Here is an 18,779-nt window from a genome sequence, read left to right on the forward strand (position 1 = left end):
CGCACGCTGCCTAGCTTAGCCCCAGCTCGCGCCAAATCCGCAATACCTCCCGTCGCTCGCTGGCGAACTGGTCGCCGGCGATGACCCCGGCCTCGTTCTGCAAGGCCTGGCGGTGAGCCGCGGAACGGTAGGCCTTGTAGACCTCGCGCAGCAGACTGGCGTCGGTCGCGGGCATCAGCCCGACTTCCTCCAGACCTTCCAGAATGCGGATATTGTCGGTGTAGCGCAGCAATGACGGGTGCTCTTGCGACCACGCCAGGGCCGCGTATTGCACCATAAATTCGATGTCGACGATACCTCCGGCGTCCTGCTTGAGGTCGAACGGCGCCGTGGCCTCGAAGGCATTTGCCGCGGTTCCGGCGGCCGTCGCCTTGGTCCCCAGGTTGTCGCGCATCTTGGCCCGCATCTCGCTGACCTCCTGCTGCAACTTGGGCAGGTCACGGGCACGCCCCAGCACCGCAGCCCGCACTTTCTCGAAGGCCTGGCCGACATCCTGGCTACCTACCAATACCCGGGCGCGCACCAGCGCCTGATGCTCCCAGGTCCAGGCTTCGTTCTCCTGATAACGGGCGAACGCCCCCAGCGAACTCACCAGCAAGCCCGACGCCCCGGACGGCCGCAGGCGCATGTCCACTTCGTACAGCTGGCCGGAGTTGGTCTGGGTGGTCAGCAGGTGAATGATCCGCTGGCCCAGGCGGGTGAAGAACTGCGCGCCGTCGATCGGTTTCGGGCCATCGGTTTCCGCCTGCGGATCGCCGTCATGGATGAACACCAGGTCCAGGTCGGAACCATGCCCGAGTTCCAGGCCGCCGACTTTCCCATAACCGACAATAATGAAGCCGGGATCGCACAAGGTGCCATCGGTGCGCTGCGGAGCGCCGTATTTGGCCACCGTCTGGCGCCAGGCCAGGGCCAGCACCTGCTCGAGGATCGCCTCGGCCAGCCAGGTCAGGTAATCGCTGACTTTCATCAACGGCAGGCTGCCGGCGATTTCCGAAGCCGCCACTCGCAGACGGTGGGCCAGCTTGAAGTGACGCAGCGCCTCCATCTGCTGTTCCAGATCGTCCTCGGGGATGCGCGTCAGGCGCTCGCGCAACTCGGCGGCCAGTTCCGGCGCCAATGGCGGCTTGAACAGCCGGCCCTCGTTAAGCAACTCATCGAGCAGCAGCGGGAAGCGGGTGATCTGCTCGGCGATCCACGGGCTGGCAGCACACAGGGTCAACAAGCGGCGCAAGGCCCCGGGGTTCTCGGTGAGCAGCACCAGATAGGCGGAACGTCGCGCCACCGCCTCGACCAGCGGCAACACGCGCTCCAGCACCAGGTCCGGATCGGCGTGCTCCACTGCCTGAGCCAGCAGGCGGGGAATAAAGGCATCGAGGCGCTCGCGCCCCAAACGCTGCATGGCTCGCAATTGCGGGCTGCCACGCAGGCCGGCCAGCGCCCTGAGCGCCTTGGGTGCGTCATTGAAACCGCCTTCCTGCAACTGCCGACAAGCCGCTTCTTCGTCCTGGGCTTCTTCCCACAGCGGCAGCCATTCGCCGCCGACCACCACTTCGCACTCGTTGCCTTCGTCTTCATCCGGGTCGGCGATCACCTGGCGGAAATGCCACTCCACCCGACCGCGCCAGTACATCAGGCGCTCATGGAACGCCGCCCAGTCGGCAAACCCCAGCATGAAGGCAATGCGCGCCTGATCCTGCGGATTGTCCGGCAGCATCTGCGTCTGCCGGTCGGCGATCGCCTGGATCGCGTGCTCGGTGTAACGCAGGAATTCGTAACCTTCACGCAGTTCGGCGATCACCGCGAGCGGCAGGTAACCCTGCCCCTCCAGGGTGGTCAGCACCTTTAATAGAGGACGCTGCTGCAGGCTCAGATCGCGCCCACCATGGATCAGCTGGAAAGCCTGGGCGATGAACTCGACTTCGCGGATCCCGCCGGAACCCAGCTTGATATTGTCGGCCATGCCCTTGCGCCGCACTTCCTGCTGGATCAGCTGCTTCATGGTGCGCAGCGCTTCGATCGCCGAGAAGTCCAGGTAACGCCGGTAGACAAAAGGCCGCAGCATATCGAGCAACTGCGCGCCGGCGACCTGGTCGCCCGCCACCACCCGTGCCTTGATCATCGCGTAGCGTTCCCAGTCGCGGCCCTGATCCTGGTAGTACTGCTCCAGCGCATTGAAGCTCAGCACCAGGGCGCCCGCCGAACCGTAGGGCCGCAGGCGCATGTCGACGCGGAACACGAAACCGTCGACGGTCATCGGGTCCAGCGCCTTGATCAGGCGCTGCCCCAGGCGGATGAAAAATTCCTGGTTATCCAGCGCACGCTTCACGCCCACGGTTTCCCCGCCTTCGGGGTAGGCGAAGATCAGGTCGATGTCGGACGACAGGTTCAGCTCGACGGCGCCCAGCTTGCCCATGCCGAGGATGACCATCTGCTGCGGCTCGCCGCTGCGTCGGCCGGTGGGAACACCGAACTGCTCGCAGTGGCGCTGGTACAACCATTGATAGGCCTGGTCGATGCAGGCGTCGGCCATGTCCGACAGGTCGCGGCAGGTCTGCACCAGATCCGCCTGGCGCGTCAGGTCGCGCCAGATGATCCGCACCTGATGACGATTGCGCTGACGCCGCAGCACCCGCCCCAGTTCGTCTTCACTGGTGGCCTGTTGCACCGCTGCGGCGATCTGCGCGCACAGCTCGCCCGGGCCGAAGCCGCGGTCGAGTTCGCCGCCGTGCACCAGCTCCAGCAACATCAAAGGGTCACGAAGGCTCTGTTCAATGAAGAAGTCGCTGGCGGCGCTCACCCGGGCAAACTCGGCCCAGCGTTCAGGGGTCCAGGCGGCGAACCCGTGATCGTCGTCCAGGGTCGCCACGGCGCTACGGAACGACTGCTCCGCACGGCTGACAAAAGGCAGGAGAATCGCTGGGAGTTCGGCAAGCGCGGGCAGGCTCATGGGCTATCCTTGATCGGCGTAGAAAGGGGCGGTCGGGGCAAATTCTGCGGGCGCGGCCCTTGAAGGACTGTCGAACAAAAGTTAGAAATAGCTGAAATTTTTATTATTTTGGCAGCCAGCATCAAATTCTTACCCATTGGTGTTGGAAATCGACCAACAGTAACGATTATTCTCACAACACAGCAGGAGGCCACAAGCCAATCTTCTGTAGTTTTACTACTCGTCTATACATTCGAAAGGCTGAAATGGCCGACGATTTGTAGTAAAACTACACGCCGCCGTATCAACCTCCGGCAATCCAAGAATTTTATCGTCTGCCCACAAGGCCAGTCGCAAACTCAGGCAACCGATTCTGGAAGCCTTTCCGCCCTGGAGCAAGCCATGCAAGACCTCGATCCCGTCGAAACCCAGGAATGGCTGGACGCCCTGGAATCGGTTCTCGACAAAGAAGGCGAAGACCGTGCTCACTACCTGATGACCCGTATGGGCGAACTCGCGACCCGCAGCGGCTCGCAACTGCCCTACGCCATCACCACGCCGTACCGCAACACGATTCCCGTCACCCACGAAGCACGCATGCCTGGCGACCTGTTCATGGAACGCCGCATTCGCTCGCTGGTACGTTGGAACGCGTTGGCCATGGTCATGCGTACGAACCTGAAAGATTCTGACCTGGGCGGTCACATCTCCAGCTTCGCCTCCAGTGCGACTCTGTATGACATCGGCTTCAACTACTTCTTCCAGGCGCCAACCGAAGAACATGGCGGCGACCTGATCTACTTCCAGGGCCACGCCTCCCCTGGCGTCTACGCTCGCGCTTTCATGGAAGGCCGCATCAGCGAAGACCAGATGAACAACTTCCGCCAGGAAGTGGACGGCAACGGCCTGTCCTCCTACCCGCACCCATGGCTGATGCCTGACTTCTGGCAGTTCCCGACCGTATCCATGGGTCTGGGTCCGATCCAGGCGATCTACCAGGCGCGCTTCATGAAGTACCTGGAAGCCCGCGGCTTCATCCAGCCAGGCAAGCAGAAAGTCTGGTGCTTCATGGGCGACGGCGAGTGCGACGAGCCGGAATCCCTGGGCGCAATCTCCCTGGCCGGCCGCGAGAAGCTGGACAACCTGATCTTCGTCATCAACTGCAACCTGCAGCGCCTCGACGGCCCGGTTCGCGGCAACGGCAAGATCATCCAGGAACTCGAAGGCGTGTTCCGTGGCGCCCAGTGGAATGTGAACAAAGTCATCTGGGGCCGTTTCTGGGACCCACTGCTGGCCAAGGACACCCACGGCATCCTGCAACGCCGCATGGACGAAGTCATCGACGGCGAGTACCAGAACTACAAGGCCAAAGACGGCGCCTTCGTGCGTGAGCACTTCTTCAACACGCCTGAACTCAAGGCAATGGTCGAAGACCTGTCCGACGAGGAAATCTGGAAACTCAACCGTGGCGGCCACGACCCGTACAAGGTCTATGCGGCCTACCACGAAGCGGTCAACCACAAAGAGCAACCGACCGTCATCCTGGCCAAGACCATCAAGGGTTATGGCACCGGCGCCGGCGAAGCGAAGAACACCGCGCACAACACCAAGAAAGTCGATGTCGACAGCCTGAAGTTGTTCCGCGACCGCTTCGACATTCCGGTCAAGGACGAAGAAATCGAAAACCTGCCGTTCTTCCGACCGGAAGAAGGCAGTGCCGAAGCCCGTTACCTGAGCGAGCGTCGTGCCGCACTGGGCGGTTTCGTGCCTCAGCGCCGTGCCAAAAGCTTCAACATTCCGACCCCGCCACTGGAAACCCTCAAGGCTATCCTCGACGGTTCGGGCGACCGCGAAATCTCCACCACCATGGCCTTCGTGCGGATCCTCGCGCAACTGGTCAAGGACAAGGAAATCGGCCAGCGCATCGTCCCGATCATCCCGGACGAAGCCCGTACCTTCGGTATGGAAGGCATGTTCCGTCAGTTGGGCATCTACTCGTCCGTCGGCCAGCTCTACGAGCCAGTCGATAAAGACCAGGTGATGTTCTACCGCGAAGACAAGAAGGGCCAGATCCTCGAGGAAGGCATCAACGAAGCGGGCGCCATGAGCTCCTTCATCGCGGCCGGTACTTCGTACTCCAGCCACAACCAGCCGATGCTGCCGTTCTACATCTTCTATTCGATGTTCGGCTTCCAGCGTATCGGCGACCTGGCCTGGGCCGCTGGCGACAGCCGTACCCGCGGCTTCCTGATCGGCGGTACCGCCGGCCGTACCACCCTCAACGGTGAAGGCCTGCAGCACGAAGACGGTCACAGCCACATGCTGGCGGGCACCATCCCGAACTGCCGTACCTTCGATCCGACCTATGGCTACGAGCTGGCGGTGATCATCCAGGACGGCATGAAGAAGATGACCGAAGAGCAACAGGACGTCTTCTACTACATCACCGTGATGAACGAGTCCTACCAGCAGCCAGCCATGCCAGCCGGTGTCGAGCAAGGCATCATCAAGGGCATGTACCTGCTCGAGGAAGACACCCGCGAAGCAGCGCACCACGTACAGCTGATGGGCTCCGGCACCATCCTGCGCGAAGTCCGTGAAGCGGCGAAGATCCTGCGCGAAGAATTCAACGTGGGCGCGGACGTGTGGAGCGTTACCAGCTTCAACGAACTGCGTCGCGATGGCCTGGCAGTCGAGCGCAGCAACCGTCTGCACCCGGGCCAGAAGCCTAAGCTGAGCTATGTCGAAGAGTGCCTGAGCGGCCGTAAAGGTCCGGTCATCGCCTCTACCGACTACATGAAGCTGTTCGCCGAACAGATTCGTCAGTGGGTCCCGTCCAAGGAATTCAAAGTCCTGGGCACCGACGGTTTCGGCCGCAGTGACAGCCGCAAGAAGCTGCGTCACTTCTTCGAAGTCGACCGTCATTTCGTGGTGTTGGCAGCCCTGGAAGCCTTGGCTGACCGTGGTGACATCGAACCTAAGGTCGTGGCCGAGGCCATCACCAAGTTCGGCATCAACCCGGAAAAACGCAACCCACTGGACTGCTGAGGAGATTTTTTGTGAGCGAACTCATTCGCGTACCTGACATCGGCAGCGGTGAAGGTGAAGTAATCGAACTGTTTGTGAAGGTCGGCGACCGTATCGAAGCCGACCAGAGCATCCTGACGCTGGAATCGGACAAGGCCAGCATGGAAGTTCCGGCGCCCAAAGCCGGCGTCATCAAGAGCCTGAAAGTGAAGCTGGGCGATCGCCTGAAAGAAGGCGACGAGTTGCTGGAACTGGAAGTCGAGGGTGCCGCTGCCGCGGCGCCAGCGGCCGCCGCTCCGGCTGCCAAGGCCGAGGAAAAACCAGCTGTAGCGCCGGCTCCTGCCGCCCCTGCCGCTGCACCTGCCGCCGCTTCGACCCAGCAGGTCCACGTGCCGGATATCGGTTCGTCGGGCAAGGCCCAGATCATCGAGATCCAGGTCAAGGTCGGCGACACCGTCGAGGCCGACCAGTCGCTGATCACCCTCGAATCCGACAAGGCCAGCATGGAAATCCCATCGCCAGCCGCGGGCGTGGTCGAGAGCATCAGCGTCAAGCTCAACGATGAAGTTGGCACCGGCGACTTGATCCTGGCCCTGAAAGTGGCCGGCGCCGCCCCTGCCGCCGCTGCGCCTGCCCAGGCCGCCGCTCCAGCCGCTGCTGCTCCGGCACCGGCTGCTGCCGCACCTGCCGCCCCGGTAGCCGACAGCGTCCAGGACATCCACGTTCCGGACATCGGCTCGGCCGGCAAGGCCAAGATCATCGAAGTCCTGGTCAAGGCTGGCGACAGCGTTGAAGCCGACCAGTCGCTGATCACCCTCGAGTCCGACAAGGCCAGCATGGAAATTCCATCGCCAGCCGCCGGCATCGTGGAAAGCGTTGCGATCAAGCTGGACGACGAAGTCGGCACCGGCGACCTGATCCTCAAGCTGAAGGTCAAGGGCGCTGCCCCAGCGGCCGCCCCGGCGCCTGCCGCAGCCCCGGCTGCCGCCAAGCCTGAAGCCGCCCCTGCGGCCGCAGCAGCGGCACCTGCTGCAGCGCCAGCTGCCGCCCCGGCCCAACCGGGCGCGAAAGTTCATGCCGGCCCTGCCGTGCGCCAGCTGGCGCGCGAGTTCGGCGTCGAGCTGAACGCGGTGAGCCCGAGCGGCCCGCACGGTCGCATCCTGAAGGAAGACGTGCAGGTTTACGTCAAGGCCATGATGCAGAAGGCCAAGGAAGCTCCGGCAGCTGCCGGCGCAACCGGTGGCGCCGGCATCCCGCCGATTCCAGTGGTGGACTTCAGCCGCTTCGGCGAGATCGAAGAAGTGCCGATGACCCGCCTGATGCAGGCTGGCGCATCGAACCTGCATCGCAGCTGGCTGAACGTGCCTCACGTCACCCAGTTCGACTCGGCCGACATCACCGAACTGGAAGCCTTCCGGATCGCCCAGAAAGCCGTCGCAGAGAAGGCCGGCGTCAAGCTGACCATCCTGCCGCTGCTGCTGAAATCCTGCGCGCACCTGCTCAAGGAACTGCCGGACTTCAACAGCTCGCTGGCGCCTAGCGGCAAAGCGATCATCCGCAAGAAGTACGTGAACATCGGCTTCGCGGTCGACACCCCGGATGGCCTGCTGGTACCGGTGATCAAGAACGTCGATCAGAAGAGCCTGCTGCAACTGGCTGCCGAAGCCGCTTCCCTGGCTGAAAAAGCCCGGACCAAGAAGCTCTCGGCGGACGACATGCAGGGCGCCTGCTTCACCATCTCCAGCCTCGGTCACATTGGCGGCACCGGCTTCACGCCGATCGTCAACGCACCGGAAGTGGCGATCCTCGGCGTTTCCAAGGCAACCATCCAGCCAGTCTGGGACGGCAAAGCCTTCCAGCCGAAGCTGATGCTGCCGCTGTCGCTGTCCTACGACCACCGTGTGATCAACGGCGCCGCTGCTGCACGCTTCACCAAGCGTCTGAGCGATCTGCTGGCGGATATCCGCACCATCTTGCTGTAAGACCCGGCCGGCTTCCCTGTCATGGGGAAGCCGGCCGTTGCACCCTTTTCGAGCGCCACGCTCGTACCTCAACCCCGCCAATTTGGCGGGGCTTTTTTTGCCGAAAAATCGCTGCAACCAGCGGCCAAAGCCCGGTAAAACACCAGAAAATATTAGCTTTCAGAAATCTTCCGCGCTGCCGATAGATTCTTATAGCACTTAGCCTTCATCTCACTTGTCAGTCAGTGCCGCATGATGCAACCTTGCCGCAGGCAACAGTAAAGAGGGCGCGAGCCCGGCGCGATCAGCATTTACCAAGCGAGTTTCCCCATGAAAAGCCAACCCGATGCCGCCAGCCGTATGGTGGCCGAGGTAGTGACGCAGTTGCCCGTGCCCTCGCGGCTCGGCATGCTGCGTTTCGAACGGCTGAATGAAGCGAGCTGGGCCCTGCTGTTTCTCGACCCGAACTGTGAACGCCAATTCGGCCTGCCCGCCGTCGAGCTCTGTGCCCTGGTCGGCTCGCCCTATGCCAGCCTGATGGAACCGGAAGCCCGCTATCAGTTGCACGACGCGATCCAGCAGCAACTGACCCACAGCCCGCATTACCTGATTCGCTACACCCTGCACACCGCCAAGGGCTCACTCAGCCTGCTGGAACTCGGCGAAGCCTACAAACAGCACAATCGACACCTGCTGCGGGGTTATTTCCTGGTGGTCGACGGCCTGTTCAACGACGATCAGCCGCTCCCCGCGCCCGACCTGGAAACCCAGAACAGCCGCCTGCAAATCGCCCTGGAACTCAACCAGCGGGCCCAGCAGGAACAACTCCAGCACCTCGAACGGGTGCGCGCCCAGCAGGACCTGATCCTGCTCCTGGCCCGCCAGCGCTACAGCACCAACAACCCCCTGCTGGAAGCCGCCGAGCTGATTACCCGCAGCGCCTGCGACATCTACGAAATCGACTGTGCCAGCATCTGGAACCTGGAAGGCCAGTTGCTGGTGCCGATCTGCGCCTATCACCGCGACCTGCAGCAATACATCCTGCCGGAGGCGATCGACGCCAGCGATTTCCCCGACTACCTCGAAGCCCTGCACACCAGCCGGGCCATCGATGCGCACAATGCCATGCGCGATCCGCGCACCCGGGAAATGGCCGAAAGCCTGCGCCCGCGCAATATCAACGCCATGCTCGATGCCAGCATCCGCATCGACGGCCAGGTGGTCGGCGTGCTGTGCCTGGAACAAGTGGGCAACACCCGCGCCTGGCAATCCGATGAAATCGCCTTTGCCGGCGAGCTGGCCGACCAGTTCGCCCAGGTCATCAACAACCATAACCGCCGTACCGCCACCAGCGCCCTGCACCTGTTCCAGCGGGCGGTCGAGCAAAGCGCCAATGCCTTTCTGCTGGTCAACTGCGACGGCGTGGTGGAGTACGTCAACCCGAGCTTCACCGCGATCACCCAGTACAGCACCGAGGAAGTCCACGGCCATCGGCTGGCGGAACTGCCGGCGCTGGAGAACCTCAGTGAGCTGCTGTTCGACGCCCCCTCCAGCCTGGCCAAGAGCAACAGCTGGCAGGGCGAGTTCAAGAGCCGGCGCAAGAACCTGGAGCCGTACTGGGGCCAGCTGTCGATCTCCAAGGTCTATGGCGACAACCGCGAACTGACCCACTACATCGGCATCTACGAAGACATCACCCAGACCAAGCTCGCCCAGCAACGCATCGAACGCCTGGCCTACACCGACAACCTGACCAACCTGGGCAACCGCCCGGCCTTCATCCGCAATCTCGACGAACGCTTCGCCCGCGACAGCGACAGCCCCATCAGCCTGCTGCTGGTGGACATCGACAACTTCAAGCGGATCAACGACAGCCTCGGCCACCAGACCGGCGACAAGCTGCTGATCAGCCTGGCCCGGCGCCTGCGCAACAGCCTGAGCCCCAGCGGCAGCCTGGCGCGCTTCGCCAGTAACGAGTTCGCCGTACTGCTGGACGACACCGACCTGGAAGCCGGCCAACAGATCGCCAGCCAGCTGCTGATGACCCTCGACAAGCCGATGTTCGTCGACAACCAACTCATCAGCGTCACCGGCTCCGTGGGCCTGGCCTGCGCGCCGCTGCACGGCCGCGACCCGCAGACCCTGATGCGCAACGCCGGCCTGGCCCTGCACAAGGCCAAGGCCAACGGCAAGCATCAGGTGCAGGTGTTTACCGAAGCCTTGAACGCCGAAGCCAGCTACAAGCTGTTCGTGGAAAACAACCTGCGTCGCGCCCTGACCCAGAACGAGCTGGACGTGTTCTACCAGCCCAAGCTGTGCCTGCGCAGCGGACGCCTGCTGGGCCTGGAAGCGCTGCTGCGCTGGAACCATCCGGAAAAGGGCATGATCCGCCCGGACCAGTTCATCAGCGTCGCCGAAGAGACCGGCCTGATCATCCCGATCGGCAAATGGATCGCGCGCCAGGCCTGTCGCATGAGCAAGCAGCTCACCGCCGCCGGCCTGGGCAATCTGCAGGTGGCGATCAACCTGTCGCCCAAGCAGTTTTCCGACCCGGACCTGGTGGCTTCCATCGCCAGCATCCTCAAGGAAGAACAGCTGCCCGCCTCGCTGCTGGAGCTCGAGCTGACGGAGGGCCTGCTGCTGGAAGCCACCGAAGACACCCACCAGCAACTCGACCAGTTGAAAAAGCTCGGCCTGACCCTGGCCATGGACGATTTCGGCACCGGCTATTCGTCGCTGAGCTACTTGAAAAAATTCCCGATCGACATCATCAAGATCGATCGCAGCTTCATCCATGAAATCCCCGCCAACCAGGACGACATGGAAATTACCTCGGCGGTGATCGCCATGGCCCACAACCTGAAAATCCAGGTGGTGGCCGAGGGCATCGAAACCGCGGAGCAGCTGTCCTTCCTGCGTCGCCACCGCTGCGATGTCGGCCAGGGCTACCTGTTCGACCGGCCGATCCCCGGCTCGGAGCTGATCGACAAGCTCAAACGTTATCCGCGCGGCCCAATCGCCTGACAGCGCTGTAACACTCGGGCAAACTGCAAGTCTGGTTAATTACTCAATCCCACCCTGACTGAGAGGACTGATCATGGTTCTGCGCTCGGAAATTCTGGTGAACAAAAACGTGCTACCTACCAAAGAACAAGCTCTGCCTGGCCGCGAAACCCCGATGACCGTGCCAGCCGAACACTTCGTCAACGGCAACCCGCTGCTGGGCCCATTCCCGGGCAACGTGGAATTCGCCATCTTCGGCCTGGGTTGCTTCTGGGGTGCGGAACGCAAGTTCTGGCAGCGCGAGGGCGTGTTCAGCACGTCGGTGGGCTACGCCGGCGGCTTTACCCCGAACCCGACCTACGAAGAAGTCTGCTCGGGCCTGACCGGCCACAGCGAAGTGGTGCTGGTGGTCTACGAGCCGGAAAAAGTCAGCTACCAGGAACTGCTGGCAATGTTCTGGGAACTGCACAACCCGACCCAGGGCATGCGCCAGGGCAACGACATCGGCACCCAGTACCGCTCGGTGATCTATGCCACCAACCCGACCCAGCTGGAGCAGGCCAAGGCCAGCGAAAAAGTGTTCCAGGCCGAGCTGACCAAGGCCGGGCTGGGCGCCATCACCACGGAAATCGAAGAAGCCCCGACCTTCTACTACGCCGAGGCCTACCACCAGCAGTACCTGGCGAAGAACCCGGAAGGCTACTGCGGGATCGGCGGCACAGGCGTGACCTGCCCGATCTGACCCGTAGCCGCTGACGAGGCACGAGGCTGCGATGCGGTCCGCAGGAGCGCCCTCGGGGGCCGCTTCGCTGCCCATCGCAGCCTCGTACCTCGGCAGCGGCTACAACCTCACATTATTCGGCGATCAGCCAATCCATCTGCCAGCCGCCCTGGGTCTGGCCCAGTTTCTGCGCCAGCCACGGCAGCAGCTCGCGCAACTCCTCTTCCAGCCCCCACGGCGGGTTGGCGATCGCCAGGCCCGAGCCGTTCAGGCTGTTGGGGGTGTCCAGCGGGTGCACCAGCAATTCCACACGCAAAAGCTTCGGCGCGCCGGTACCGGCCAGGTCCTGGTAGAAGCGGCGTAGTGCCCGCTGATCCTTGACCGGGTACCAGATGGCCGCCACGGTCTGGCGCATCCGGCCGATGGCTTCTTTCAGCGACGCGGCGCAACGCTGCATTTCGTCGAGCTGTTCGAACGGCGGGTCGATCAACATCACCGCGCGCTTCTCGGCCACCGGCAACAATGCCCGCGCCACATGCCAGCCCTCGCCCAGGTGGACTGCCACCCGGCGATCGCCCTTCATGTTTTCCTTGAGCAGCAGCCCGTCTTCCGGGTGCTTCTCGTTGAGCAACACGCGGTCCTGGGGGCGGGTCAGGCGCCGCGCCAGCTCGGGCGAGCCCGGGTAATAACGCAGCTCGCCATCGGGGTTCATCTTGTGCAGCACCGCCATGTAGTCGGCGGTCAGCGCTGGCAGGTCCTGCTCGCCCCACAGGCGCGCGATGCCTTCCAGGTACTCGCCGGTGCGGTTGGCCTGATCGCCCTGGAGGTCGTACAGGCCGATGCCGGCATGGCTGTCCAGATAGGCGAACGGCTGCTCCTTGCGCGACATCAGGGCGATGAGGCGGGTCAGGGTCAGGTGTTTGAAGACGTCGGCGTGGTTGCCGGCGTGGAAGGCGTGACGATAGTTCATGGTTGCTCCTGCGCAGGGGGCGAAGTTTACCCTGTGCCACGGCCGGCGTCAGGTCGTGTCGGGAAGCTCCCTGGCGCAAAACGCACCCATGAAAAAGCCCGCATCCCAGGGAATGCGGGCTTTTCGAGTCACTGCAAGGGCGCCGCCTCAGCGGCTCCCGATCAGTGGTTGAGCTTGTAGTCTTTCTCGGCCGCCTCGAAACGCTGGACCATGCCGACGCTCGGCGCGCTCATCTTGCTCACCAGCAGGATGGCCAGGCTGGCGAAGATGAAGCCCGGGATAATTTCGTACAGGCCCAGCAGGTTGAAGTGCTTCCACAGGATCACGGTCACGGCACCGACGATGATGCCGGCCAGCGCGCCGTCGCGGGTCATGCCTTTCCACAGTACCGAGATCAGCACCACAGGGCCGAAGGCCGCGCCGAAACCGGCCCAGGCGTAGCTGACCAGGCCCAGTACGCGGTTTTCCGGGTTGGCGGCCATGGCGATGGCGACCAGGGCAACCAGCAGCACCATGGCACGACCGACCCACACCAGCTCCAGCTGGGAAGCATGTTTACGCAGGAAGGCCTTGTAGAAGTCTTCGGTCAGGGCACTGGAGCACACCAGCAGTTGGCAGCTCAAAGTACTCATCACCGCCGCCAGGATGGCCGACAGCAGCACACCGGCCAGCCAAGGGTTGAAGAGGATCTTCGCCAATTCAATGAACACCCGCTCGTGGTTCTCGGTCACGGGACCGGCCACTTCCGGGTGCGCCGAGAAGTAGGCGATACCGAAGAAGCCCACGGCCACGGTGCCGCCCAGGCACAGGATCATCCAGGTCATGGAGATGCGACGGGCGTTGGCGATCGACTTGACCGAGTCCGCGGCCATGAAGCGTGCCAGGATGTGCGGCTGGCCGAAGTAGCCCAGGCCCCAGCCCATCAGCGAGATGATGCCGATGAAGGTGGTGTTTTTCAGCATGTCGAAGTTGCTTGGGTCCTGGGCTTCGATCGCCAGGAAGGTGGTGTCGACGCCACCGGTGGCCAGCAGCACGATGATCGGTGTCAGCAGCAGGGCGAAGATCATCAGGGTGGCTTGCACGGTGTCGGTCCAGCTCACTGCCAGGAAACCACCGACGAAGGTGTAGGCGATGGTCGCCGCGGCACCGGCCCACAGCGCGGTCTCGTAGGGCATGCCGAAGGTGCTTTCGAACAGACGGGCACCGGCGACGATGCCGGAAGCGCAGTAAATGGTGAAGAACACCAGGATCACGATCGCGGAGATGATCCGCAGCAGCCCGCTCTTGTCCTCGAAGCGGCTGGAGAAGTAGTCCGGCAGCGTCAATGCATCGCCGTTGTGTTCGGTTTGTACTCGCAGACGACCGGCGACGAACAGCCAGTTCAGGTAGGCACCGACGATCAGGCCGATGGCGATCCAGCTCTCGGACAGGCCGGACATGTAGATGGCGCCCGGCAGGCCCATCAACAACCAGCCGCTCATGTCGGAAGCGCCGGCGGAAAGCGCGGTCACCACGCTACCCAGGCTGCGGCCACCGAGGATGTAGTCAGAAAGGTTGTTGGTCGAGCGATAGGCCATGAAGCCGATCAGCACCATAGCTGCGATGTAGATCACGAACGTGATCAAGGTTGGATTGCTTGCACTCATTGAGTTACGCCCTGGCTTTGTTTTTATGTAGCGGCGGTCAGCACCACCGCTCTCAAACGACTACGTTGGAGAGACGGCTGGGTACTCCGCGCATTTATGACTGATGTTTCCCCAGGAAAGCCATCAGCCGATGAACCAGTCGCGAGGACCGGTTGCACCTTGGGCGCGAATGCTATTCAACAACTCAAAGAAGGTGCAACCTGTTTCGCGAGAATAAGTTGCACCTAAGCGATTTTTCCGGCGAACGCCGCGTTTTTGCTCCTTTTTGGAGCAAAAACCAGGCGCGACAGAATTAAAAGCACCAAGCAGAAGCGCCGCCCCGGGACCGGAAATCAATTCCTGATGAGCTGTCGATCATTCCGATAAAAAACAGGTTGCACCCGGTTGCACCTCTTTCGGCGCACGGCTAATCTTGCCGCCAGCTGATGCCACGCAACCGTGGTAAACATGAGGATAAAAATATGGCTACCACCACCCTTGGGGTCAAACTCGACGACCCGACCCGCGAACGCCTGAAGGCCGCCGCGACCTCGATCGATCGCACGCCGCACTGGCTGATCAAGCAGGCAATTTTCAATTACCTGGAAAAACTCGAGGGTGGTGCAACCCTGACCGAGCTGAGCGGTTCGACCCGCACCGATGGCGATGACGCCGGCGAAGTACAGACCGACCACGCCCACCAGTGCTTCCTCGAATTCGCCGAAAGCATCCTGCCGCAATCGGTGCTGCGCGCCTCGATCACCGCTGCTTATCGCCGCCCGGAACCAGAAGTGGTACCGATGCTGCTGGAGCAGGCGCGCCTGCCGACCAGCATGGCCGAAGCCACCAACAAGCTGGCCGCGACCATCGCCGAGAAACTGCGCAACCAGAAGAGCGCCGGCGGCCGTGCCGGTATCGTCCAGGGCCTGCTGCAGGAGTTCTCCCTGTCGTCCCAGGAAGGCGTGGCCCTGATGTGCCTGGCCGAAGCCCTGCTGCGCATCCCGGACAAAGGCACCCGTGACGCGCTGATCCGCGACAAGATCAGCACCGGCAACTGGCAGCCGCACCTGGGCAACAGCCCGTCGCTGTTCGTCAACGCCGCCACCTGGGGCCTGCTGCTGACCGGCAAGCTGGTCGCCACCCACAACGAAGCCGGCCTGACCTCATCCCTGAGCCGCATCATCGGCAAGAGCGGCGAGCCGATGATCCGCAAGGGCGTCGACATGGCCATGCGCCTGATGGGCGAGCAGTTCGTCACCGGCGAAACCATCGCCGAAGCCCTGGCCAACGCCAGCAAGTTCGAAGCCAAGGGCTTCCGCTACTCCTACGACATGCTCGGCGAAGCGGCACTGACCGAGCACGACGCGCAGAAATACCTGGCGTCCTACGAGCAGGCCATCCACTCGATCGGCAAGGCCTCCCACGGTCGCGGCATCTATGAAGGCCCGGGCATCTCGATCAAGCTCTCGGCCCTGCACCCGCGCTACAGCCGCGCCCAGTACGAGCGCGTGATGGACGAGCTGTACCCGCGCCTGCTGTCGCTGACCCTGCTGGCCAAGCAATACGACATCGGCCTGAACATCGACGCCGAAGAAGCCGACCGCCTGGAGCTGTCGCTGGATCTGCTCGAGCGCCTGTGCTTCGAGCCACAGCTGACCGGCTGGAACGGCATCGGCTTCGTGATCCAGGCCTACCAGAAGCGCTGCCCGTACGTGATCGACTACGTGATCGACCTGGCGCGCCGCAGCCGTCACCGCCTGATGATCCGCCTGGTGAAAGGCGCCTACTGGGACAGCGAGATCAAGCGCGCCCAGGTCGAAGGCCTGGAAGGCTATCCGGTCTACACCCGCAAGGTGTACACCGACGTTTCCTATATCGCCTGCGCCCGCAAGCTGCTGTCGGTACCGGAAGTCATCTACCCGCAGTTCGCCACCCACAACGCCCACACCCTGTCGGCCATCTACCACATCGCCGGTCAGAACTACTACCCGGGCCAGTACGAGTTCCAGTGCCTGCACGGCATGGGCGAACCGCTGTACGAACAGGTGGTAGGCAAGGTCGCCGATGGCAAGCTGAACCGTCCGTGCCGCGTGTACGCACCGGTCGGCACCCACGAAACCCTGCTGGCCTACCTGGTGCGCCGCCTGCTGGAAAACGGCGCCAACACCTCGTTCGTCAACCGCATCGCCGACCAATCCATCTCCATCCAGGAGCTGGTGGCCGACCCGGTCAGCCAGATCGAGCAGATGGCGACCCTGGAAGGCGGCTTCGGCCTGCCGCATCCGCGCATTCCATTGCCGCGTGACCTGTACGGCAGCGAGCGCGCCAACTCCGCCGGCATCGACATGGCCAACGAACACCGCCTGGCGTCGTTGTCCTGCGCCCTGCTGGCCACCGCCCACAACCACTGGAAAGCCGCGCCGATGCTAGGTTGCGCCTCCAGCAGCGAAACCCCGGCGCAGGTCTTGAATCCGTCCGATCACCGTGACGTGGTCGGCCATGTCCAGGAAGCCACAGTCGAAGACGTCGACAACGCCATCCAGTGCGCGCTGAACGCCGCACCGATCTGGCAGGCCACGCCGCCGGCCGAGCGCGCGGCGATCCTCGAACGCGCCGCCGACCTGATGGAAGGCGAGATCCAGCCGCTGATGGGCCTGCTGGCCCGCGAAGCCGGCAAGACCTTCGCCAACGCCATCGCCGAAGTGCGCGAAGCCGTGGACTTCCTGCGCTACTACGCGGTGCAGGCACGCAACGATTTCAGCAACGACGCGCACCGCCCGCTGGGTCCGGTGGTCTGCATCAGCCCGTGGAACTTCCCGCTGGCGATCTTCAGCGGCCAGGTCGCCGCTGCCCTGGCCGCCGGTAACCCGGTACTGGCCAAGCCGGCCGAACAGACGCCGCTGGTCGCCGCACAGGCCGTGCGCCTGATGCTCGAAGCCGGCATTCCGCAAGGCGTGCTGCAACTGCTGCCGGGCCGCGGCGAAACCGTCGGTGCCCGCCTGGTGGGCGACGATCGGGTCAAAGGCGTGATGTTCACCGGTTCCACCGAAGTCGCGCGCCTGCTGCAACGCAACGTCGCCGGCCGCCTGGACGCCCAGGGCCGACCAATCCCGCTGATCGCCGAAACCGGCGGCCAGAACGCGATGATCGTCGACTCCTCGGCCCTGACCGAACAAGTGGTGATCGACGTCGTCTCCTCGGCCTTCGACAGCGCCGGCCAGCGTTGCTCGGCCCTGCGCGTACTGTGCCTGCAGGAAGACTCCGCCGACCGCGTGATCGAAATGCTCAAGGGCGCCATGGCCGAAAGTCGCCTGGGCAACCCTGAGCGCCTGTCCGTGGACATCGGCCCGGTGATCGACGCCGAAGCCAAGGCCGGCATCGAGAAACACATCCAGGCCATGCGCGACAAAGGCCGCAACGTGTATCAGGTGGCGATCGCCGATGGCGAAGAAATCAAGCGCGGCACCTTCGTGATGCCGACGTTGATCGAGCTGGAAAGCTTCGACGAGCTGCAACGCGAGATCTTCGGTCCGGTGCTGCACGTGGTGCGCTACAAGCGCAAGGACATCGACCAGTTGATCGCGCAGATCAACGCCTCCGGCTACGGCCTGACCCTGGGCGTGCACACCCGCATCGACGAGACCATCGCCAAGGTGATCGACAACGTCAACGCCGGTAACGTCTACGTCAACCGCAACATCGTCGGTGCCGTGGTTGGCGTGCAGCCATTCGGCGGCGAAGGCCTGTCGGGCACCGGCCCGAAAGCCGGTGGCCCGCTGTACCTGTACCGCCTGCTGTCGACCCGCCCGACCGACGCCATCGAGCAGTCGTTCGCCCGTAGCGACGCCCTGAACGCCCCGGACGTGCGCCTGCGCGATGCCATGAGCAAGCCGCTGAGCGCCCTGCAAGCCTGGGCCGACAGCAACAAGCTGGCGGATCTCAGCGCCCTGTGCGTGCAGTTCGCGGCGCAGTCGCAGAGCGGTATCACCCGCGTCCTGGCCGGCCCGACCGGCGAACGCAACAGCTACGCCATCCTGCCGCGCGAACACGTGCTGTGCCTGGCGGAAGTCGAAGGCGACCTGCTGAGCCAACTGGCGGCCGTCCTGGCCGTAGGCGGTTCGGCGGTCTGGCCGGAAGGCGAGCCGGGCAAGGCGCTCTACGCCCGCCTGCCGAAGGACGTGCAAGCGCGCATCCAGCGCGTGGCCGACTGGACCAAGGACGAAGTGGTGTTCGATGCGGTCCTGCATCACGGCCACTCCGACCAGCTGCGCGCGGTCTGCCAGCAAGTGGCCAAGCGTGCCGGCGCCATCGTCGGGGTTCATGGCCTGTCGCAAGGCGAAACCTCGATTGCCCTGGAACGCCTGGTGATCGAGCGTGCCTTGAGCGTCAACACCGCGGCGGCCGGCGGCAACGCCAGCCTGATGACTATCGGCTAAGCCGTCAGTCAGCAACATGAAAAGGGCGCCCTCACCGGCGCCCTTTTTCATGCCCTCCGCAAATCCCCCGTAGCCGCTGTCGAGCCCTGGCGAGGCTGCGATCGGGG

8 protein-coding genes are annotated in these 18,779 nt (G+C 63.4%); 5 read left to right on the plus strand and 3 right to left on the minus strand.

Annotation, left to right across the window (positions count from 1 at the left end; genetic code table 11):
• Positions 1-10: 10 nt before the first annotated feature.
• A complete protein-coding gene (gene glnE / locus DK261_RS05755; RefSeq protein WP_016704479.1) occupies positions 11-2,950 on the minus strand; it encodes a bifunctional [glutamate--ammonia ligase]-adenylyl-L-tyrosine phosphorylase/[glutamate--ammonia-ligase] adenylyltransferase in 2,940 nt (979 codons plus the stop codon).
• Between the two features lie 381 nt (positions 2,951-3,331).
• Between glnE and aceE the strand changes: the two genes are divergently transcribed.
• The 4 genes from aceE to msrA all read left to right on the plus strand — a co-directional run bounded on the left by aceE (position 3,332) and on the right by msrA (position 11,662).
• Positions 3,332-5,977: a pyruvate dehydrogenase (acetyl-transferring), homodimeric type gene (aceE, locus tag DK261_RS05760; protein ID WP_009046644.1), complete on the plus strand. Its 2,646-nt coding sequence runs from the start codon at positions 3,332-3,334 to the stop codon at positions 5,975-5,977.
• Between the two features lie 11 nt (positions 5,978-5,988).
• A complete protein-coding gene (gene aceF, locus DK261_RS05765; RefSeq protein ID WP_110175392.1) occupies positions 5,989-7,938 on the plus strand; it encodes a dihydrolipoyllysine-residue acetyltransferase in 1,950 nt (649 codons plus the stop codon).
• A gap of 309 nt (positions 7,939-8,247) precedes the next feature.
• Entirely contained in the window at positions 8,248-10,941 is a 2,694-nt protein-coding gene (locus DK261_RS05770) for a bifunctional diguanylate cyclase/phosphodiesterase (RefSeq protein WP_023970169.1), read from the plus strand.
• Positions 10,942-11,014: 73 nt separating this feature from the next.
• Positions 11,015-11,662: a peptide-methionine (S)-S-oxide reductase MsrA gene (gene msrA / locus DK261_RS05775; RefSeq protein ID WP_007926804.1), complete on the plus strand. Its 648-nt coding sequence runs from the start codon at positions 11,015-11,017 to the stop codon at positions 11,660-11,662.
• 112 nt (positions 11,663-11,774) lie between these two features.
• Here the strand turns inward: msrA and DK261_RS05780 are convergent, their stop codons facing one another.
• Both DK261_RS05780 and putP read right to left on the minus strand, forming a co-directional pair.
• Complete coding sequence (locus tag DK261_RS05780; RefSeq protein ID WP_016704476.1) at positions 11,775-12,611, minus strand: 23S rRNA (adenine(2030)-N(6))-methyltransferase RlmJ; 837 nt, start codon at positions 12,609-12,611, stop codon at positions 11,775-11,777.
• A gap of 161 nt (positions 12,612-12,772) precedes the next feature.
• Positions 12,773-14,257 (minus strand): sodium/proline symporter PutP, encoded by a 1,485-nt coding sequence (putP, locus tag DK261_RS05785; protein ID WP_009046639.1) that lies wholly within the window; start codon positions 14,255-14,257, stop codon positions 12,773-12,775.
• A 461-nt stretch (positions 14,258-14,718) separates the two neighbouring features.
• Between putP and putA the strand changes: the two genes are divergently transcribed.
• The gene (putA, locus tag DK261_RS05790) at positions 14,719-18,672 is read left to right on the plus strand and encodes a trifunctional transcriptional regulator/proline dehydrogenase/L-glutamate gamma-semialdehyde dehydrogenase (protein WP_110175393.1); all 3,954 of its coding nucleotides are present in this window, start codon (positions 14,719-14,721) and stop codon (positions 18,670-18,672) included.
• The last annotated feature ends 107 nt before the right edge of the window (positions 18,673-18,779 follow it).

Source organism: Pseudomonas sp. RW409 (genome assembly GCF_003184125.1).
GTDB lineage: Bacteria > Pseudomonadota > Gammaproteobacteria > Pseudomonadales > Pseudomonadaceae > Aquipseudomonas > Aquipseudomonas chlororaphis_I.